Here is a 21,148-nt window from a genome sequence, read left to right on the forward strand (position 1 = left end):
CCTCATGCTCCGAAATAGGCCGCGCGGATCGTGTCTTGATCGACATCCCCAGGCCGTCCGCTCAGTGTCACCCGTCCCTCCTGCAAACAGTAGAAGCGATCCGAAGCCCGCAATGCGCGGGCGATGTCCTGCTCGACGAGCACGACGGCGGTGCCGCCGGAGCGGATCTGCGGCAGCATGCGGTAGATGTCCTCCACCACGATCGGCGCGAGGCCGAGGCTGATCTCGTCGCACAGCAGGACCGTTGGGTTGGACATCAGAGCGCGGCCGATCGCCACCATCTGCTGCTGCCCGCCCGACAGCGCCGTGACGGCGCCGCGCCGCCGCTCCTTCAGCACCGGGAACATGCGGTAGACCGCAGCGAGATCCCACGGCGCGCTGCGTTCGCCGCCATATGCGCCGATCAAGAGGTTCTCCTCGACGCTGAGCGAGGGAAACAGCTGGCGGCCCTCCGGCACCAGCGCGAGGCCGAGCCGGACGATGCTGGCGGCGGACGCATCGCCGATCGCCCGTCCCCCGAGGCGGATCGCATCGGGACGGTTCTTCACCAGCCCGGCCAGCGATTTCAGCATGGTCGACTTGCCGGCGCCGTTGGCGCCGATCACAGCGACCGCCTCGCCCTCGTTCAGCTCGAAGTCGATGCCGAACAGCGCCTGGAAGTCGCCGTAGAACGCATCGAGCGCCGTGACATTGAGCAGCACGGTCATGCCGGCACGCCCATATAGATGGTCTCGACCTCGCGCGAGCGCATCACCTCGACTGGTGCGCCCTCGGCGACGACCTTGCCAAAGTTCAAGACGACCAGCCGCTGCACCACCGCGAGCAGCGCATGCACCACGTGCTCGATCCAGATGATGCCGACGCCTTCGGCATGGATGGTGCGGATGGTCTCGACCAGTTCGTGGCATTCGGCATCGGTGAGGCCGCCCGCGATCTCGTCGAGCAACAGTGTGCGCGGCCGGGTGGCGAGCGCCCGCGCCAGCTCCAGTCGCTTGCGATCGAGCAGCGGCAGGCTGCCAGCGAGCCGATTGGCCTTGGCTTCGAGGCCGGTCAGATCGAGCATGCGGCCGCAATGCTGGATCGCATCCGCCTCCGACAGGCCGCCGCCGAACAGCGCGGCGACCGCAAGGTTCTCGAACACCGAAAGATGGTCGAACGGTTGCGGGATCTGGAACGAGCGCCCGATTCCGGCGCGACAGCGTGCCTCGGCCGAGAGACCCGTGATGTCGGCGCCATCGAGAACGATGCGGCCGGCGTCGGGCCGCAGCAGCCCGGTGATCAGGTTGAACAGGGTCGATTTACCGGCGCCGTTCGGCCCGATCACGCCCAGCGCCTCGCCGGAGGACAGCGTCAGGTCGATCGCGTCTGCAACCACGATGGCGCCGAACCGCCTCGAGATGGCATGGAGTGCGAGCATGGTTGCCTACATCCGGTTTCGGCGTAGAGGAGATGCGCAGCAACGCCACGCATCTTCTGCCTTCGATGAAGCAGCTGGCTTGCGCTAACTCAACGCCTGCATGTCGCCGCCGAGCGGAATCTGAGGCGCCAGCTTGTTGTCCGTGATGACCATGTTGTACTTGTCGCCGCTGAGGCGCCACTGGCCTCCGACCAGCGGCGTCTTGGCGATGTTCTTCGCGGCGAACGGCGGCACGGCGCTGGAGCCGAACTCGATCTGGCCGACGATCGTTTCGAGCTTGGTGGCGCCGATCGCCTTCGCGAGCGCCGCGCCGTCGCCCGGATCGCTGGAGCGCTTGATCGCGTCGATCGCGACCTCGAACAGCGAATGCACGAAGCCGATCGGCTGGGTCCATTGCTTGCCGGAGGTCTGCTCATATCCCTTGGCGAGATCGGCGGCGCTGAGGCCGCTGAGGCTCGATTTGTAGGGATGCGTCGGCGTCCACCACACCTCGGTCGAGATGTTGTTGCCGCCCTTGCCGAGCGCCTGCACCGACGCCGGGAATAGCAGCGCCTTGGCGACCGATACGACTTTCGGCTTCAGCCCCTTCTGCCGCGCCTGGTTCCAGAACGTAGTGAAGTCGGGCGGGATGATCACGCCGGTGACGATCTCGGCATCGGCACCACGAAACGCCGCGATCTGCGAGCTGAAATCGTCGGTGAGGTTCTGGAAGCGGCCGGGATCGGTGAGCTTGAAACCCTGCTTGGCCAACACGGGCGGGAAGCCGATGGTGGTGTCGCCCCAGGCGTTGCCGTCGGCATCGTTGGGGAACAGCGCGCCGACCGACTTGTTCGTCGCGACCTGGCTCCACATGCTGGTGAAGACGCCGATCACGTCTTCCAGCCCCCAGAAGTAATGGAAGGTATAGTCGAACGGCTTCCAGCTCTTGGGATCGCCCGGATTGGCCTGCCGGCCGATGAAGTTGGTCTGCCACGGCGCGACGGAAGAGATGCACGGCACCTGCTCGAGCTCGCACTGTGTCGCCACCGGATTGTTGGTTTCGGGCGTGGCGCCGACCACGATCAGGCCGACATTGTCGCGGGTGATCAGCTCCTTGGCGACCTCGGCGGCGCGGTTCGGGTTCGACTGGCTGTCTTTTGTCACCACCTCGACCTGATAGGTTTGTGATCCGACCTTGACGCCATCCTTGATGAACTTTCTGAACTCGCCGAGCACGAAATCGTCAGCTTCGGCAAAGGCCGCCAACGGACCGCTCTTCGGCGAGACATAGCCGATCTTGATCGGCTTGTTGGCCGCGCGCACGGAAGGCGCGAACAATGTCGTCGTGCCTGCGGCGGCGAGACCACCGGCGATGCCCTGCAGCACACGGCGACGATCGAAAGACTTCATGTTCAATAGATTTTTGGTCATTTCCCCTCCCTTGAGGCAAGCCGGTTTTCAAGCCGGCTGCCGTCCATTCCGTTCTGAACAATTATCCGCGCAGCGTCGCATCACGCGGCGGCGACGGACTTCGCCTGAGCCTTCGCGCTACGGCCGAGGATCTGGCCGAGCACGTCGAGCAGCACGTCGGGGGCATTCACTGCCGCCTCTCTGGCGCGCCAGGCGACATACATGTCGGGACGCACCAGCACGCAGCCGTCCTCGTCGACTTCGCTCTGGCGATACCAGTCGGCATAGATGTCGAGCGCGTCGCAGCCCTGTGGACCGATCGTCACCACATCGACCGGCAGGCCGTAGGCCTTCTCGACCGCGGCGGCGGCGGCTTTCCAGCCATCGCCGCCGATCCCAGTGAGTAGCGTGAAGCGGCCCTTTCCGGTGAGATCGAGCGTCGACTTGCGCTGGCCCTGATGCTCGATCCAGACATGCGGCAGATGCGCGCCGGGCCAGGTCGTTGCCTGATAATACAGTTCGTGATCCCTGGTGAAGGCCGGCATCGGCGTGCCGTCGGACACTACGGCGGTCGAGCCGTAGCGCTGGTTCAGCTCGACGCCGTGGCAGTTGAACTCGTAGCTTTTCCTGGCGATGGCCTCATAGAGCTTCTTGCGCCGCGCCTTGCCCTCGGTGGTCGGCGCCTTACGTGCCGCGATCGCCTTGCGGGCCTCGGCTGGATCGGTCGAGGCGACCAGCCCCACCGCCTCGAAGATCGGCGGGAAATCGCCGATACTCTTGTTGGCGCGGGTCACGATCTGCTTGCCGACCGGCTGGCGCTCCGCCGAATAGGTCTCGAGCAGCGACGGTGCCGCATGGCCCTCGAGCACCAGCTTCAGCTTCCAGCACAGATTAAAGGAATCCTGGATCGAGGTGTTGGAGCCGAGGCCGTTGGTCGGCGGATGGCGGTGCACGGCATCGCCGACGCAGAAGACGCGACCGGACGAATAGTGGCCGGCATACATCTCGTTCACGGTCCAGGTCGAGGTGGAGCGGACCTTGACCTCCAGCGCCTCGTCGCCGACGAGATTGCGCACGATCGAGATCGCCTCGTCATTGCTGAGCTTGCGCTCGCCCTGCTCGATGTCGTAGCCCCAGATGATCAGCCATTCGTTCCACGGCCGCACCATGCGGATCAGGCCGGCACCGATGCCGCCAATCTCAGCGCCAGGCTGCAGCACCCAGTACAGCACGCTCGGCCGGTGTGTGACGTATTTGCTCAAGTCGGCCTGCACGATGATGTTCATGCTGCCGGCGCGACCCATCTGCCCCTCCATCGGCAGCCCGATCACCTCGGCAACCCGGCTGCGGCCGCCATCGGCGCCGATCAGATACTTCGCGCGGATCTGGTAGGTCTCCCCGGATAGCCGATCCTTCACCGTTGCCGTGACGCCGTCGGCATCCTGCACCAGGTCGACGAACTCGGTGTTGAAGCAGAGCGAAGTGCCGCGCTGGCCGGCGGCCTCGATCAGGATCGGCTCGAGCAAATTCTGCGGCAGGTCGCAGATCCGGGTCGGGCTGGCGAGATCGTAATCCGCCTTGCGCGAGGGATGATTGCCCCAGGAATAGAGCCGACCGAACTCCTCGCCGGCGAGACTTTCACAGAACACGTTGTTGGCCATCAGATGCTGCGGCACCGCCTGCGCCACCGCCTTGTCCTCGAGGCCGAGATCGCGCAGAACCTCCATCGCACGCTGGTTGGTGATGTGGGCGCGCGGCGTGTCAGCCAGCCAGCCATATTTCGTCACCAAGATGTGCTTGACGCCGTACATGCCGAGCAGGGCCGCCGCCGTCGCGCCGGCCGGGCCGCTGCCGACGACAAGCACATCGGTCTGAACAGGTTTGCTGGTCATCATGCTCTCCTTGCTCGTGTTGTTGGTTGCGATCGTCATTCCGCGGCCATCATCGGCCGGGGCACCAAACCTGCGCCGGGCTTCATCTGGAAGTCGTAGGTCATCAGGTGCCACGGGCCGGAGACCCGCTCGCCGTTCGGCAGCGCTGCTTCGTTGCGCGGCTCGACGCGCGCGATGAGTTCGTCCTTGACGCCGAACACCACGTCGCTGCGCAGATATTGGTCGCCATCGAGGAAGACGTGGGTGATCAGCGGCTCGTAGCCTTCGGCCTTGACCAGGAAGTGCACATGCGCGGGGCGCATCGGGTGACGCTGCGTGGCGGTGATGAGATCGCCGACCGGGCCGTCGGTCGGGATCGGATAGCTGCACGGCAAGATTGTGCGGAACGAGAAGCGGCCGTCAGCATCGGTGACGAAGCGCGCGCGCAGCGACGGCCCGTGGGCCGCATAATCGGCCTTCTGCGAATCGTAGAAGCCGTCATCGTCGGCATGCCAGACGTCGATCTCGGCACCGGCAAGCGGCTTGCCGGCGAGGTCGGTGACGCGGCTCTGCACGAACATCACCTCACCGTCGATGCCCTCGGAGATATTACCACCGTGCGGCGTCACGCGGTGCTCGCCGACATAGAACGGGCCGAGCACCGTGGTCTCGGTTGCGCCCTCGCGCTCACGGTGATTGACGGCGTCGACCAGCATCGAGACGCCGAGCACGTCGGAGAGCAGGATGAACTCCTGGCGCAGCGGCGTGCAGGTCCGGCCGGTGCGGGTCAGGAACTCGATCGCCTGATTCCATTCCTCGAAGGTGAGTTCGGTGCGGCGCACCAGATCGTGGAGCGATTTCACCGTCTCCTCGATGAGGAACTTCAGCCGCTTGTTCGGCGTGTTGGCGAAGCTGCGAACCACCTCGTCAGTGAGGTCATGCTCGTTGAAATTGGCCATCGTGTTGTCCTTGATCCCTGAGGTTCAGTCCTGCGCGGGCGCTTCGCCGCGCCAAGCTGCCGCGATCAATTGCTCGATCGGGGCGCGATCAATCGGTCTTGGATTGCCATATGGCTTGCGCACCGCCATCTCCGCAGCGCGTGCGATGCCGTCCTCGGGCATTCCGATGTCGGCGAGCGCGCGCGGCAGCGCGAGCTTCCGAGCAAGGTCAAACAGGCCCTGCGGAGCATTGGCGCTGTGCAGCGCCCGCGCGGCTCGAGTCATGGCCTCGGGCGCGGCGGCGGCGTTGTAGGCGGCGGCGTGTGGCAGCACGATCGCGTGAGTTTCGGCATGCGGCAGGTTGAACATGCCGCCCAGCACGTGGCAGAGCTTGTGGTGCAGCGACATGCCGACCGCGCCGAGGCAGACGCCGCACAGCCAGGCACCATAGAGCGCATCGCGACGGGCGCCGGGATCGGCGGGCGCCACCATGATGCGCGGCAGCGCGCGGGCGAGCGCGGCGATGCCATCCTCCGCCATCAGCGAGGTCAGGGGATTGGCGTCGGGCGCATAAAGCGCCTCGACGGCGTGGGCGATCGCGTTCAGGCCGCTGGCAGCGGAGATGTGCGGCGGCAGGCTGACGGTGAGATCGACGTCGTAGATGACGGTATCAGGCACCAGATCCTGGGAATGCTGCGTGGTCTTGATGCCGTTGCTGGTCTCGCCAAGAATCGGCGTCATCTCGGAGCCGGCATAGGTGGTCGGCATCGCGATATGCGGCAACCCCGTGCGCAGCGAGAGCGCCTTGCCGAGTCCGACCGTCGAGCCGCCGCCGATCGCGACCAGCCCGTCGATGTCGCGGGACTCCACAATCCGAAGCGCTTCGTTGGTGACTTCAACCGGCGTATGCATGCGAGCGCCGGTAAACAGTCCGGCGAGCCTGTCGCCGAGGCCTGTGCCGAGCCGTCGCCCGAGGTCGTGCTGCTCGCTTGTGGTGAGCACCAACGCCCGCTTGATGCCGAGGCGCTCTGCCTCCTCGCCGAGTCGCGCCGAGGTGCCGGTACCGAACAGGACGCGATATTGCTGCGAGCAATAAGCAAACGCGCCCTTCCCCGCACCACCGGCCATCACAACGGACGTGGCTCCGGCATCGGCCAGCGCGATGCTCATGGCAATCCTCCCAAGCCGCCGAACCGGCGATCTCATGTCGTTGGGAGGAAGCTAGGGGCGGGCTGGCGCGGCGGGCCTGCACGAAACCGAAGAAAATCTGCACAAAACCGGAAAAATAATGCAGGGCTGAATCGGGCCTTCGACCGCCGGGGCCGCGATCAGCGGAAGCTAGTGGCTGTGTCGGTATCGTCCGGGTGTTATGCCAGTAAAGCGGCGGAACATCCGCGTGAAATGCTCTTGATGGGAGAAGCCGCAAGCCAGCGCGATCTCGGCCAGACTCAGGGTCTCGTCGGCAAGCAGCGCCCTGGCGCGCTCTATGCGCAAATTGAGCACGTATTGATAAGGCGAGACGCCGCTGGTCGCCTTGAAAAGCCGCACGAAATACTCGGTGCTGCGGCCACACAGCTGCGCCAGCTGGTCGAGCCGGATATCGCTGTCGATGTTGGCATCAACGAATTCGCGGATCCGCGCCATCTGCTTGACGCTGAGCAGGTTTGGATGCTTGCCGGCCTCCACGCTCGGCTTGTGGAAATTAATCGCGACAAAGCGGTTGGCAATCGCCTGCGCGATCGGATCGACGAACAGCGACGAGGCCGGCAGGCCGCCGGTGATGGTATCGCCGATCGCCGCGGCGAGATGCTCGAGCACAGCGTCCTGATCGCCGAGCATCGGCGCGAGACCACCGATCACGCCGGGTGCCCCGTCAGGGCCGGCGAAAAGGTCGGAGCGCAGATAGATGTGGGTGGATTCCAGCGGCTCGCGCAGGAGCACGTTGCATGCATGGCCCGCCGGCAGGAAGAAAACGCCACCGCGCGGGATGTGCCGAGCAACCGACTTGCCGTCCATCACATACGTGATGTCGACCGGGCCGCCCCGATGTAGCACCATCAGATTGTCTGAAAGTGCGTGGAAGTGCCCATCAAACGGCCGTTCGCGCTGGACCGAGGCAAACGCCGATGACCAGCCGAGCCCTTCGCTCGAGCCGCGGAATTCGGCCTGGAAGCGGTTCAGGATCCCGTGCGTCTCCTGCACCCCAAAATTCGACGTCGCCTGCATCCGACAGACCAAGGGCTCGCGGCTTCGGTGCCGCGGAGTAAAACCCAATGGCCCTCAATTTTCAATCCAATCGCTTCCATCGTTGCTGCAGCGCAATGTCAACACCGGCAACACAGTTCGAAGCTCTCTGAGATTCGTTGCAGGGCTGGACGGCGTCCAATGGAGATCGGTGCGGTCCTCGCGCGCCAGATCGAAGTTCTAACCAATGCTTGCAGCCAAGCGCTTGGCCTCCGTCGTCGCTTGCCGGCGCATCGCTTCGAACTGTTGCCGTTTCGGATCGACGTCTCGATCGGTGGGGAACGACCGAAGTATCTCTCCGAACGACTCTGCGACTTCGTCTTTGAATTCGCCGTGCGGAAGAATGTATGGCTCGTTCCCGACGATTCCTTCGACCACCCGTTCGCCTACGGCGAGAGGGTCCATTCCGGCTTCCAACGGCGAACCGCCGGCCGCGAACGGGCCGCCCGCCGATTGATCAGAACCGAACGTGTTGAGGTGAAGCGTCGTGTCGACGAGATTGCTGCGAACCAGGCCGGGGCAAAGGAGCGAAACGCCAATGTTGTGCGGTCCGAGTGCCATTCGCAACGACTCCGTCAGGCCGCGCACCGCGAATTTGGATGTCGAGTAAATGCCGCCGGGATTGGGAAGAGCGAGGATGCCGGCCATCGAGGAGGTGTTGACGATGTGACCACCTTCTCCATGCGCCCGAATCCGGGGAACGAACGTCGCGACGCCGTTGACGACGCCCCCGACGTTGATGTTCATCACAAAATCCCAATCCGCGAAGCTCGCGTCTTCCATGGGCACCATGCTCGATACGCCTGCATTGTTGCAGAGTATGTGGACCCTGCCGAATACCTTCTCGGTCTCCGTCGCCGCTCGTGCCATTGACTCGCGGTCGGCAACGTCCAGACGGATCAGATGGTAGTTCTTGTTGGAGCGATCGAGGGCGGAAGCCGCCGCATCGAGATGCGATTGACGGACGTCCGCGACAACGACCTTCACCCCATGTTGCAGGAACGCGCGGGCCATTCCGAACCCGATCCCACTCGCGCCTCCCGTGATGAACGCGACCTTATTTTCGATATCTTTCATTTGATGGTGCTCCTGAATCCTTGCGCACGCCCCTCGACGTCATCGCGCCTTCTCGAGCATGAGCGAGAAGGTGGAGTGCAATCCCCGCCACTACGGCCACGGATACCGACCGGCATACTGTGGAACGAATTAGCGTCTCCACCTCCGGCTAGGCTCTTAATCGTAAGTTGCCAGACCCCGCCGCGGATCGCTGTTAGTCCTCGTGGCCCTCGATCATGACGAAATCGGAGGTGCTGGCTTCGTCGCGAATCTTGGCCGCCGCCTGATACTCGGGTGAGTCGTAGCAGGCCTTGGCCATTGCGTAGCTTTCAAACTCGATGACGACGTGACGACGCCCTTGAAGTGCGTCGCCGTGCACTTCGCATGCGCCGTTTCGGACAAGGAACCGCGCCCCGTACTTCTTCAATGGCACGGCGTTGGCCGCGATGTAGTCCTTGTAGCGCTCCGGGCTCGTGACGTTGATGTGACCAACCCAATATCCCTTCTTCGCCATCTCGCACTCCTCCTGCGCTAACGGTCTGCTGACAAACCGGACCACTCACTGGCACCTACCAGCCGCTGCTTCACCACAAGATGCGGCGGCGGGAAGAATCGAATTTATGTTGGCCGTGACCCCACATATTCCGAGATCCATCTTTCCAGGAAAGCAGCGATGTCATCGCTGTTCCTTTCCTGCATCATCAGGTGGCCGTTGCCGCGCAGGCCATGGTCCTCGAGCCGCAGATGGACGGCTCGCACGCCCGCCTGAACGAGATAGTCGACGGTGCCGTGGTCGTGCATGGACCAGGCCGACGCCTCCGATGTCACGACAGCAACGGGCATCGATGCGAGGTTGGGAAGGCGCCTCGCCGGCTCTTTCTGAACGAAGCAGTCCGCCAGCCCAGGTTTCGAAGCCTTGCGGATTTCGCGCCGCAGTTCAGTTGGGCCTTTGAGGGGCGGATCGAACGTCATCGGGATCGCAGTGAGTCCGTAAGAGAGGTCGCCCAGCCCCATCGGCAATTGGGCGAAAGGCGGCCCCATTGGCTCAACCGCGACGATGCCTTTCACCAGGTGCGGTCGACTATCTGCCACGAGCCAACCGAAGGGCGCTCCCATGGAATGGGTGAGCAGGATCGCCGGACCAATGCGATCCAGCAATTCGGCTCCGGCTCGCTGCATAAGCTGTTGCGTCTGTGCCAAAGAGACAAGGAATGGACCTTGCGTCGCGATGAATTGGTCCAGAACTGGATCGCCGACGACACCGGAGCCAGGCCACTGATCATGCTTCTGCGCATTCGGCCAGCTGTTCGGCTGCTTGCCGGGCGCGGTAAACAGCGTCATGGCAAATTCGTAAGTCAGCGGAGGTGTCATGGGACCCAGAGCCTCCGGATGCAGGGGTGAGCGACCATGCCCTGGGCGGTCGACGACATAGACCGGGTAACCCTGTTTCAGAAAGTAAGTGGCCCATCCCGGCCGTCCGTCGGGAGTACCGAGAAAATCCGTTCCCTGCCCCCCACCTCCATGCACCATCACGATGGGATATGGATGCCGGATGTGTTCCGGGATCTGATACTGCACGAACATCTGGCCCGCAGCGATGGTGCCATTCGGTGTCTTCTGGCGGACCAAACCGGTCCAAAAGAATCCCTGATCTGCCAGCACCAAGGGAGCAGTTTTAGCTTCAGTCTGGGTCACGTCCCCCTCCGACTTTCTTCAGAGATCCAGAAAACCGGTCGGCAGCCCAAGATTGCTGCGACCAATGTACTTCGCGAATGTCATGTATTGAGAGGAGATGTGTCCTCGATACATCTGGGCGTCGCCAAAGTATCGAAGCATCCTTGAGCCCTTCCGCGCCGCGGTCGACCCGGCGGTCTGAAACAGGAGCTCGATGGCGTCACAGGCAAGACGTGCGCCGGTCTGCAGCATTCCCCACAGTCGCAAGTTTTCTTCCACGGATGCTTGCAAGCCCGTCCTCGCCCACCGCTGGCAGTAGTCCATGTGCTTGCGCAAACCCTGCAGCAGCACGCCTTCGGCCGCATCGGTCAAGGCTATGGCGCGGCCATAGTTGACCTGGAAATCAGTCTCGAAGGCGCGCTTGATGAAAGGTGGAACAAATGTGTTTTGCGAGAGCAGGATATCGCGATACTCATCGATCGCCGCGCGCGCGGCACCGATGATAGGCGATGTCAGAGACGCGTGATAAGGACCCATGAGAACCCCGACATACATGGGGTTACCATGCAAGCGCGTTCCCGGTGTGCCCTCGGAGAGATCCTGCTTTGCACCCAGCGCGTCGAAGAACGCGGTCATGTGCTCGGGCACGAAGACATTGTCCAGCTTGACGCTGTTCGAGCCGGACCCGCGCATGCCCAAGGTGCGGTCTCCACCCCAATCGCCCAGAATTGTGTATTGCCCCCGCGGCACGACGAAGTTCAGGATTCGCGGCGGGAACGAAGTGTGAAGCAACGTTGCGCCGAGGAAGTGCGTGCTGTGCGGTATTCCCGACGCATACGGCCACACACCATTGATGATATAGCCGCCCTCGACCGGCAGGCACGTGCCCCCGGGGGCAGCCCGGTGCGGTGACGCGAAATGACCGGATGAACCGAAGATTTCGATCTGTGCAGCTTCCGACCAGTGCGAGGCTATGACAGGCGCATGAGAAGCGGCCAACGTCAAGCACCACCCCGCGGACGGATGACCGCGCGAAATCTCCACCATGACGCGAAAAAATGTTTCGTAATCGAACTCGTAGCCACCAAACATTTTGGGCTGCAAGATCCGATAGAATCCGGCATCGATGAACTTCTGCTGGATTTCGTCCGAATAATGTCCCCGCTCATCGGTTTCGTCCTGCGATTCCCGCAGCAGCGTTCTCATCGAAGCCGCGCGGTCCACCAGATCCTGCGGAGTGAGGTGAGGTTCCGGTACCGGCAGGCTCCTGCGCATGGCCTGAACGTTCATTTTCAATCTCCTGATAATTCCGTTGAGCGTGTCGCAGCTAACCGGCGATAGGCATTTATGCCGGCGAGCTCACAATCATTCTTTTGTGGCGCTCGAGCACCCGCGGCGCAGTTTCGTCCAGCATCAGGCAAAGCAAGCCTGCACAAACACAAAGCGTAGCGGCGATCCACATCGAGCTGGACGGACCGAACACGTCGGAAGCGATCCCGGCGAGGGCCGGGCCCGCGAAGCCGCCCGCGAGCTCGCCAACCCCCATGATGAAGCCAAGCGCAGTAGCAACATGGGTCGGCGGGATTGTCTCGGACGGCACAGTGGCCATGAACAACGAGAAGCTGCCAATGGCGAGATTGCCGACACCCATGAGCAACACCATCAAAGGCAACGGTCCGTCGAACATTACGGTTGTCACCGGAGCAATCACGGCAACGAAGCCTGACAGGATGAGAATCGGACGGCGGCCAAAGCGATCCGACAGCGCCGGTACGATGATTGAGGACGCGGCCGTTGCGATACCGGTCGCCGCCACGGCAACGCTCATTGCGCTGGGCGACAGACCGCGAACCTGCACCAGGTAGATCGGAAGGAAGGTTATCTGAATCAGGAGCCAAGACACCATCAGGCAGCTCACGATCGCGCAAACCCAGATGTTGCGATGTTTCAGCATCGTCAAAGGCGGAATCGTGTTGCGCGCTGACGCAGCCGATATCGGAGCGGCACCCGACGAAGGTTCACGGATAAAAGCGACAATCAGGGCCGCCACCACAAAGCCAGGCACCGCCGCAATGTAGAAAGCACTTCTCCAGCCGTAGATCTGCCCAATCGCCACGAGCACCAGAGGAGCAGCAAAATTACTTAGGAGCGCGCTGAAGAAATTCTGCAAAACGCCCATGTTGAAGCCGCGACGGTGCTCCGACGATTCCGCAGCCATGATCGATTGCGCGATCGGAAGTACAGGTCCTTCCGCAAATCCCATAACGAGGCGAGCGGCAAGCAACGTCAGAAACGAATTGGCGAGACCGGATCCTACCGAGCAGATCGAGAAGATCAGTATCGCGCAGACAAGGAGTGTTTTACGATTTTGAAAATAGTCCGAAAGAGTGCCGACGGCGTAGCCGGCGATTGCCCAGGTCAGCGCCAGTCCACCCGCGAGGGCACCGAGCTGAGTGTTGTTCAGCTGCAGCTCAGGCACCAGAAATGGAGATAGAAAGTTCAGCGCCAGACGGTCGAAGAATACGAAGCCAAACGCGGCTCCCATCAAGACGACAACGAGATTTTCATAACTAAAGATGCGAATTCTTGTTCATGATTTCTCCCTAGTGTTTCCCGTTACGGTTGTCTGTGGCCGCGTTCTATGCGCATTGCGCCGGCGCGGCTTCTGATATTTCCTGAGGCGCCAGTCCATTGCGCCGGCTCTCATATAGCCGCCGCATTCTCGCGAACTCGACGACCTGCTCGGCCACGAATGCAAGCTGTTGCGCTATGATCGGATCGCTGCACGCGCCGTCTCCGGAAAATGGCCGCTGCGCGGTGTTAATCACCGCTGAAAATGGAGTCGGCCAACCGCGCAGCGCGTGAACAATGGTCCGCAGAGTCCCCAGCGTCGCGCCCATGGCTTGGGCTCCGCCCGCGCATACGATGGCGCCGACCGCGCGTCCGGCAAGATAGCTGCGAGCATCGGCGCTGAGGTCCTCGGTGTAGTCTATTGCGTTCTTGACCAGGCCGGAGATCGAGCCATGATAGCTCGGGGTGGCAATGATGACCCCGTCTGCTGCGCGTAGTGCTTCGACCAACGCCGTCGCACGCTCCGTACGTTCAATGCTGTCGTAGTGCGGGAGATTCAACGATTGCCCGGCGAAGATCTGCGTTTTCGCACCGAGCCGTGCGGCTTCCGTCAAAGCCAGGCGGAGCGCCCTCTCCGAGGTTGATCCGTCACGCAACGTTCCGCCGAGCCCGACGACGAGGGGTGACCAGTCTTTCATCGCAGCGGCCCACTTCCCCGCGCAGCACGATCACCCGAGGTCCAAGGCTCCTCAAGCGAATGCTGGCCAATTCGGATATGCGAGCACCCTCGCCCGGCATCGAACAATGCCATGCGCGTCTCTCCCTATCGTCGGCGCCATGATTGCGTCTGGCGCCTCTACGTGAGGTGAAAGTAGGACATGCCGGGTGGCTAAGCCTGCACAAACCGGACCGGTTTGCAGGAAACCGACACAAACTGTCCGCTTCGTTTACAGGAAACGAGCCAGCGTTCAGATCGGAAAGGCTGATCGTGGAGTTCTTAATTCATCGCCCGTCGATAAGCGCCCGGCGACAAGCCGGTCATCCGACGGAACGTGTTCGTGAAATGCTGCTGGTGCGCAAACCCGCATCGCCTCGCAACTTCCGCGAGGCTAATGTTTGGAACCGTCAGGAGCAGTTTCGCATGATGAATTCGTACCCCGACAACGTATCGGTGAGGAGACACGCCCAGCGAAGACTTGAACACCCGTATGAAATACTCGGGACTCACGCCGCAGATCGCAGCCAAATCGTCCAGCTTGATGCAATCCGCGATATTGGCTTCGACAAAGTCACGAATCGAGCGGACGCTACGTGCACTCAGCTGGCGTTCCACAGCACACACCGCTTTCCGCTCCCGTGCGTTGAGCACCACAAGGCGATTGGCTATTGCCTGCGCAATCGAATCGGCCAGGAGGGAGCACGAGGTATCGCCCTCACGCACCATTTCTTCCACCACTGCAAGCAGATTGCTGGTTAGGGGCTCCGGCTCGCCCAACAAAGGCAAGAGGCCAAAATCGGAGTTCTGCGCTTTATCTTCAGAGCCGGAAAACAGTTCAGGACGCAGGTACACATGGATCGAATCCAACGGCGTATTCAGCGTCACCTCACAGTCGCGGCGCGGCGGCAGGAAAAAGATTCCCTTCTCCTGCAAGTGCCTGGATACGACGCGCCCATCGATCCGATAGGTAACATCGACTGGTCCGGTAGCTCCAGTCACCAGCAGGGCGTTGGCATTGGCTTCGAAGCGGCCGCTGAACGGCTCTTCCCGCTGAACCGATGCGAACATAGTCGACCAGCCGAGCCCCGCACTGGACGCCTCGCGTTTCACCGCGAACTGTCGCAGCACGGAATGGACCTCGCCTCCGTCGAAAGGCTGCACGGTATGCTCATTTCGTGCTGCGGCTGGCGATGGTGGATCGGAGCGTTTCTGCATTGGCCCTAGCTGCTTGTCAGTTGACGCTGCGACGGTACCGGCCGGGCGTTTGACCCGTCAGCCTGCGGAAGGCACGCGTCAAGTGTTCCTGATGGGAGAAGCCACACCGTAGTGCTATCTCAGCGAGGCCTTCCTGGTCTTGCTCGATCAATCGCTTGGCCCGTTCCACACGGGCCGCGATCACATATTGGTATGGTGATTTGCCCGTCGTTGCCGCAAAAGCCCGAACGAAAGACTTTGTGCCAATGCCGCACACGCTGGCCATCGCAGCAAGGGTAATCTCACCCTCAAGATTGGCTTCTATGAAATCGTTAAGGCGCCGAAGTTCGTAGTCCGGCAGCCCAGCGGTCCGAACCTGCCACGGTTCCCTACTCCTGCTAATCGCGGAGACCCTGTCCGCGAGCGCCCGCGCTATCGGATCGATGAAGAGATCTGAATTCGAGACATTCTCGCAAACCGCCCGCTCAACCGCCTGCGCCAGTTGCTGTATAACCACGTCCCGTTCCACCAGCAGCGGTGTGACGTTCTGAACAGAAACCAAGTTTGCACGAAGATAAATATGCAGAGTATCCAGCGCCCCATGCAATCCCACCTCGCACGCATGACCTGCCGGCAAGAAAAAGATGCTTCCTTTCGGAATGCAACGTGAAGTGACGTGCCCGCCGGATGCGAAGGTCGTCTGCACGGGGCCGCTACGGTGCAACACAATGAGGTCGTCAGCGATAGCTTCGAACCGCCCCTCGAAGGGATTCTCCCTTTGGATCGACGCGTAAATCGACGACCACCCATGCCCCTCGCTCGTTGCACGGATGTCGGCCCCGAATCGTTGCAGAACACCGTGAGTATCGGAGCCTCTAAACTCGCGCTTGGCTTCCATCTCGTGCTCCGCGTGCGTCTGACGGGGCCCACTGCCACGCAATATGCGCGCGTGTTGATCAAGAATGATTCATTATAACCACGATGCTGCAAGCACGCCAGCGCCTTCGCCGGCGGCAAGCTTTGAAGGATTCTCAGGGTCGCCTCTTCGGCATCGCCGGTGATCGCAATGCCTTCGGCTCGGCCCACGCTTGCAACTTCGCGGATCGACTGCTTGGCGAGTTCGAGGAGTTCCGGCCTGTGATAGCGGCTTGCCAACCCGGCCGGGTGACGAATACGATATCCAATCCCGCTGACTGCAACCAGCCACCATACAGCAGCCCGATTGCGCCGGATCCGACAATAGCAACCCCCGTCAATCATCCTCAGTCTTTTGTCCGAGCGGCCGTCTCATGCACCCACTTCCTGCTTCAGCGTCGCACTGCGATTACCCGCATGAGGCGCCTACATTCTCCCTCATCTTTGTACTGAGGCGCTCCAAGGAGCGCGCTCTACGGTTGATCGTCTTGTGCAAGCGGGTCCAGCACCCGGATATTGTCGAGAGCTTTGCCGATGAACATGCTGGACGTCCTGGTCTTTCCTTAGAACGGGTAGTGCTGCGGACCTTCTATCGTTATCCAACGAAGCTCGGTGAATTCGTTGATGACGGCTTTTCCGCCGAAGCGGCCGTACCCGCTGGCCTTTGTGCCGCCGAATGGCATCTGAGCCTCATCGGCGACGGTCGGCCCATTGATGTGGCAGATACCGCTCTGGATACGTTTCGCAATCGTCAGGGCACGGGAAACATCGCGGCCGAAGATCGCGGCGGACAGTCCATATTCAGTGTCGTTGGCGACGCGCACGGCCTCGTCGACGCCGGCGACACGAATGATCGATTTCACGGGTCCGAACGATTCCTCGTTGTAGATTTTCATGTCCGACGTCACGTGGTCGAGCAAGGTGGCTTCGACGACCGTTCCGTTGCGCTTGCCGCCCGCGACGATCTTCGCTCCCTTTGCGGTGGCATCGTTGATGAGCGCATCCATACGCTCGGCGGGCGCCAGATCGACCAATGATCCCAGGACGACATGCTCACGCGGATCGCCAGCCGGCAATGTCGAGGCCTTGGCCGCGAGTTTGGCGACGAACGCATCGGCGATCTTGTGATCCACAATAATGCGCTCCGTGGACATGCAGATCTGCCCCTGATTCATGAAAGCGCCGAAGGCCGCAGCATCGACTGCTTGGTCCAGATCGGCGTCATCCAGAACGACCAAAGGCGCCTTGCCGCCAAGTTCCAGCAGGGCAGGCTTGAGATGCTCCGCCGCGAGCTTGGCGATGATGCGACCGACTTTGGTTGAGCCTGTGAAATTGACCCGGCGTACGGCAGGATTGGAAATCAACGCCTCGACGATCTTCGGCGCGTCCGGAGGTGCATTCGACAGGACGTTGACGACTCCCTTGGGGAAGCCAGCCTCATTCAGAACTTGGCCGATAAGATGATGTGTTCCGGGACAGGTTTCTGACGAACGCAAGATGACCGTGTTGCCGCAGGCGAGCGCCGCCGCGATTGCCCGCGTGCCGAGGATGACCGGGGCGTTCCACGGCGCCATGCCGAGGACGACGCCGGCCGGCTGGCGTACCGCCATCGACCAGATACCGGGCTTATCGGATGGAATGACTTCGCCTGTGATTTGGGTGGTGAGAGCTGCAGCTTCGCGCAAGATGCCGGCGGCGAGATGGACATTGAAGCCAGCCCAAGGCGCCGTCGCCCCGGTCTCCTCGAGCATCAACTTGATAAAGTCATTGGTACGGCTCTCCATAAGATCAGCCGCCTTCAGAAGGAGGCCGCGACGCAGCGAGGGCCCTGTCTCTGACCAGGTCTCGAACGCCTTGGCCGCAGCAGCGACGACCTTCTCGACGTCTGCGAGCGTCGCAGCCGGCGCGCGTGTCGCGACCTTACCGGTCATGGGATCCTTGCGCTCGAAAGTGCCGCCTCCCTCGGCCGCAACCGCACCACCGTCAACGATCAATCCGATATCCATCGATACTCTCCCGATTTTCAAAACATTTATTTCTCTGACCTTGAGGCCGCCCGCTTCGCTGATCTCACCCGCCAGGAACTGCCAGCTCTTCAGTCCCACTCGCCTGTCGTCGCGCTGGGCCCGGAAAGAGGGTCAATGACTGCGAGGCGGAAGCTCGTCTTCGGCCCGCACCGAACTCGCCGCCAGAGCAGCAAATGCCGCCAAGCACGCGAGCGTCGTCGTCGTTTTCATTACAAACTCCTCCCAATCTGCTTCTAATTGCGCGGCGCTCAGGCCTGCGTTCCGCCGTCGATCGGAATGATCGCGCCGGTCATGTATGTGGAAGCGGGCGACGCCAACAGCAGCGCGAGCCCCTTGATCTCATGCAGTTCGGCAAGTCGCCCTAAGGGCACGGTATCTGCAAACGCCGCGGCACCTTCGGGCGTATGCATCCGGCCATTGCCGATATTCGTGCGAAAAGGGCCCGGCGCGATGGCATTGACACGCACATTGTGAGGACCGAGCTCGAGAGCCGCGACGCGCACCACCTGTGCAATGCCGGCCTTTGCCGCGTGGTAGCCGTAACTCGGTAGCGCCGACGCGCGCAGCGCCGCGACGGAAGACGTCACGACGATCGATCCCTGCCGCCGTGGCTTCATGTGTTTTGCCGCCACGCGAATTGTCCGAAAAGCGCCATCAAGATTGACCCGAAGGCAGGCGTCCCAAAGCTCCATGGACGCCACATTGAGCTCGCCTTCGGGCTTGCCGTATCCCGGGCCACCGCTTACGCCCGCGTTCGCAAACACACAATCGAGCCGGCCGTATCTTTCGACGTAAGCATCAACGACAGCTTCGACTTTGCCGGCCTCGGCTATGTCGACGCTGAAGGTCTCAACGGCTCCACCGGCTTCGTCGATGGCAGCCGCCGCCTGCTTCAATTTGCCCTCGTCGATGTCAAGCATTGCGACCCGCCCTCCATTGGCTGCGATCACTTGCGCAATCGCGAGACCAAGGCCAGACGCAGCGCCTGTAACGACGGCGACATGTCCGGACAGGTCAAACAATTCAGCGGCGTTCATCGTGTCTCTCGTCGTTTAACATTCGGTCAGTTTAGACCGTGTACTCATAATTCTTTTCACAGATCAGAGCAGCGCCACAAGATCAGCGAAACTACCGACAAAGGTGGCCTTTAGCTTCCAATCAGTAATGCTATCGTGGCCATTAACAACGTGACCGCGACGGCGGGGACAACGATCCAGAAGGTCTCATTCCTGGTTTCGAACCACTCACAGGCGATATGATACAGCCGCGCCCGCAGCATCTTCATCGCGTTCGAGGCAACCGGCACAATCCAGGCGCAATTCCGAACCGCACGCTCATCGAACGTCCTCATTGGCTGATCAACGGCGGTCCTCTGGTGGATCACATAATTCTCCTTGTCCACACGATACCGACGTCCGCGCATTTATGAGTACACGCCCTAGTCAGCGCGACCAAGCAAGGCGCCGCCATCGATGACGATGTGGGTCCCGGTGACGTAGCTCGACGCTGGCGAAGCCAGGAAAAGCGCCAGCCCCTGTATCTCCTCGGGTCGACCGACGCGGTGAATAGGGCTGCCAGCTTCGAAGCGCTTCTTGAGGTCGGGCGTCGTGAGCTGGGTCAGAAACGGACCCGGCAAGATTGCGTTGACCAGAATGTTGTAGCGGGCGAGCTCAAGTGCGGCCTGCTTGGCGAGGTGCGACACAGCCGCCTTCGATATCTGATAGGGCATACCGACGATAGCACCTGGCCTGACGCTCGCAATCGACGAGGTCAGGATGATGCGTCCGCCGTTCTGTCGCTTCATGTGCGGAACAGCGGCTCGAATGGTCGAAAAGATCGAGGTCAAATTCGTATCGATGACCTTGTCCCACAGCCTGTCCGGGACGGCCTCGATCGCCCCCTCCGGATCCCGTTCGCCGGCCATCGACAGAAATCCCGGTCCGGCATCGATGCCCGCATTGGCGAACACGACATCGAGACGGCCGGTTCGTTCGACCGCTTTGTTGACAGCGGCCTTGACTGCATCGCGATCCGTAACATCGACGGCAACGCCGGCTACATCGCCGCGCACCTTGAGCTCGGACACGGCCTGGTCGAGGCTAGACTCGTCTTTGTCCAGCAAGACGACGCGTGCATCATTGTCGAGCATTGCCTCGGCGAAGGCCCGACCCAGGCCTTTGGCACCGCCGGTAATAACGACAGAAAGGCCGGTGACGTCGAACAGATCCTGGGTTTTCACGTCGAGGCACCTTGTTTCGAGTGACCAACGCCGGATGGGATCCTTGCCGTCCCAGTTCTGCGCCGCTGCGAAGTAGCTGTGATAGATGCCCTCGAGCGCCTCCGTCGTCTCGATCACCTCAAGCATGCCCGGCAAGTCGCGGCGGGTATCGACATAGACGATCCGCACGCCGCGCGGCGAGAGGTCGGAGAACACGACTGGGTAGCCGGCAGCCTCGTAGCGAGCGACGTCCGCATCGAAGTCCTTGGAACAGACGGCCCAGTGATGGAAACCGTGACCTTTGACCTTGACCGTCTCTTGATAGACCGACGGCTTGGTGTCGTGCTGCTCAATGAGCTCGATCATCATGTGGCCGGTAAAGGCGACGGCGAGAGTCAGGCTGATGTCGGTCGGCTGGCCTCGATACACTCCCTTCGCAGGCACGAAAGGACCGCTCACAAACCAAGGCCCGATATTCAGCGCCTTCACATGATGCATCATCGTGTGATCGATGTTTTCGACCGTATAGGCTGCCTGCACCAATCCGCCGACCGGCTGCCCGAACGAGAGTGGCTTCATCGTGCAAAAAACTCCCTACTACCCGCCAAGCGCTCCTTGGCGACCACGAAGTCGAGAACTGCGGGCTCACCGCTTTCGTTGGCCACGAACGCCCGTTCTAGGGCGGCCTCGACCTGGTGGGGATCAGTGACACGCTCGCCGTAGCAGCCGGAGGCGACTGCAAGGCCCGCGTAGTCGAGATCAAGTACGAATTCGGTCCCAATGAACCGCTCATTGAACGCTTCCACTTGGATGTCGCGGATCGAGCCCAAGGCGTGATCGTTGAATATGCACCACGTGACACCGAGCTTGAGTTCGGCGGCAACGGGAAGGATATTCATCACCATCTGGAAGGATC

General features: G+C 61.7%; 20 protein-coding genes. All 20 read right to left on the reverse strand.

Annotated elements, in window-relative coordinates:
* Positions 1-2 precede the first annotated feature (2 nt).
* Positions 3-707: an ABC transporter ATP-binding protein gene (locus tag ACVW16_RS04600; RefSeq protein WP_456704206.1), complete on the reverse strand. Its 705-nt coding sequence runs from the start codon at positions 705-707 to the stop codon at positions 3-5.
* Positions 704-1,417, reverse strand: a complete 714-nt coding sequence (locus ACVW16_RS04605) for an ABC transporter ATP-binding protein (protein ID WP_456735493.1) — start codon at positions 1,415-1,417, stop codon at positions 704-706. Before ACVW16_RS04605 ends, ACVW16_RS04600 begins: the two co-directional genes overlap by 4 nt.
* An 84-nt stretch (positions 1,418-1,501) precedes the next feature.
* Positions 1,502-2,827, reverse strand: coding sequence for an ABC transporter substrate-binding protein (locus tag ACVW16_RS04610; protein WP_456704208.1), 1,326 nt, complete (start codon positions 2,825-2,827; stop codon positions 1,502-1,504).
* 80 nt (positions 2,828-2,907) lie between these two features.
* On the reverse strand, positions 2,908-4,698 hold the full coding sequence (locus tag ACVW16_RS04615) for an FAD-dependent oxidoreductase (protein ID WP_456748986.1): 1,791 nt from the start codon (positions 4,696-4,698) through the stop codon (positions 2,908-2,910).
* A gap of 35 nt (positions 4,699-4,733) precedes the next feature.
* Complete coding sequence (locus ACVW16_RS04620; RefSeq protein WP_456704210.1) at positions 4,734-5,636, reverse strand: intradiol ring-cleavage dioxygenase; 903 nt, start codon at positions 5,634-5,636, stop codon at positions 4,734-4,736.
* 24 nt (positions 5,637-5,660) lie between these two features.
* Complete coding sequence (locus ACVW16_RS04625) at positions 5,661-6,743, reverse strand: maleylacetate reductase (protein ID WP_456738184.1); 1,083 nt, start codon at positions 6,741-6,743, stop codon at positions 5,661-5,663.
* A gap of 210 nt (positions 6,744-6,953) precedes the next feature.
* Complete coding sequence (locus ACVW16_RS04630) at positions 6,954-7,841, reverse strand: helix-turn-helix transcriptional regulator (RefSeq protein WP_456735495.1); 888 nt, start codon at positions 7,839-7,841, stop codon at positions 6,954-6,956.
* A 198-nt stretch (positions 7,842-8,039) separates the two neighbouring features.
* Positions 8,040-8,936: an SDR family oxidoreductase gene (locus ACVW16_RS04635; protein WP_456738620.1), complete on the reverse strand. Its 897-nt coding sequence runs from the start codon at positions 8,934-8,936 to the stop codon at positions 8,040-8,042.
* Positions 8,937-9,129: 193 nt separating this feature from the next.
* Positions 9,130-9,429, reverse strand: coding sequence for a DUF1330 domain-containing protein (locus tag ACVW16_RS04640; RefSeq protein ID WP_456704213.1), 300 nt, complete (start codon positions 9,427-9,429; stop codon positions 9,130-9,132).
* A 104-nt stretch (positions 9,430-9,533) separates the two neighbouring features.
* The gene (locus tag ACVW16_RS04645) at positions 9,534-10,610 is read right to left on the reverse strand and encodes an alpha/beta hydrolase (protein ID WP_456735497.1); all 1,077 of its coding nucleotides are present in this window, start codon (positions 10,608-10,610) and stop codon (positions 9,534-9,536) included.
* 18 nt (positions 10,611-10,628) lie between these two features.
* Entirely contained in the window at positions 10,629-11,879 is a 1,251-nt protein-coding gene (locus ACVW16_RS04650; RefSeq protein WP_456735498.1) for an acyl-CoA dehydrogenase family protein, read from the reverse strand.
* A 55-nt stretch (positions 11,880-11,934) separates the two neighbouring features.
* Positions 11,935-13,134: an MFS transporter gene (locus tag ACVW16_RS04655; protein WP_456735499.1), complete on the reverse strand. Its 1,200-nt coding sequence runs from the start codon at positions 13,132-13,134 to the stop codon at positions 11,935-11,937.
* Positions 13,135-13,228: 94 nt separating this feature from the next.
* A complete protein-coding gene (locus tag ACVW16_RS04660; protein WP_456704217.1) occupies positions 13,229-13,858 on the reverse strand; it encodes an NADPH-dependent FMN reductase in 630 nt (209 codons plus the stop codon).
* A 299-nt stretch (positions 13,859-14,157) separates the two neighbouring features.
* Complete coding sequence (locus ACVW16_RS04665; protein ID WP_456738622.1) at positions 14,158-15,039, reverse strand: helix-turn-helix domain-containing protein; 882 nt, start codon at positions 15,037-15,039, stop codon at positions 14,158-14,160.
* 70 nt (positions 15,040-15,109) lie between these two features.
* Positions 15,110-15,970, reverse strand: a complete 861-nt coding sequence (locus tag ACVW16_RS04670; RefSeq protein ID WP_456735501.1) for a helix-turn-helix domain-containing protein — start codon at positions 15,968-15,970, stop codon at positions 15,110-15,112.
* A gap of 133 nt (positions 15,971-16,103) precedes the next feature.
* Positions 16,104-16,328 carry a 2-dehydropantoate 2-reductase N-terminal domain-containing protein gene (locus ACVW16_RS04675; RefSeq protein WP_456735502.1) on the reverse strand — a complete coding sequence of 75 codons (225 nt, stop codon included), beginning with the start codon at positions 16,326-16,328 and terminating at the stop codon, positions 16,104-16,106.
* 222 nt (positions 16,329-16,550) lie between these two features.
* Entirely contained in the window at positions 16,551-17,993 is a 1,443-nt protein-coding gene (locus ACVW16_RS04680) for an aldehyde dehydrogenase (protein ID WP_456738185.1), read from the reverse strand.
* Positions 17,994-18,262: 269 nt separating this feature from the next.
* Positions 18,263-19,051 carry an SDR family NAD(P)-dependent oxidoreductase gene (locus ACVW16_RS04685; protein WP_456735503.1) on the reverse strand — a complete coding sequence of 263 codons (789 nt, stop codon included), beginning with the start codon at positions 19,049-19,051 and terminating at the stop codon, positions 18,263-18,265.
* A 401-nt stretch (positions 19,052-19,452) separates the two neighbouring features.
* Positions 19,453-20,811, reverse strand: a complete 1,359-nt coding sequence (locus tag ACVW16_RS04690; RefSeq protein WP_456735504.1) for an SDR family oxidoreductase — start codon at positions 20,809-20,811, stop codon at positions 19,453-19,455.
* Positions 20,808-21,137, reverse strand: coding sequence for a thiamine pyrophosphate-dependent enzyme (locus tag ACVW16_RS04695; RefSeq protein ID WP_456802236.1), 330 nt, complete (start codon positions 21,135-21,137; stop codon positions 20,808-20,810). Before ACVW16_RS04695 ends, ACVW16_RS04690 begins: the two co-directional genes overlap by 4 nt.
* Between the last annotated feature and the right edge of the window lie 11 nt (positions 21,138-21,148).

It is taken from the genome of Bradyrhizobium sp. USDA 4474 (assembly GCF_054057515.1).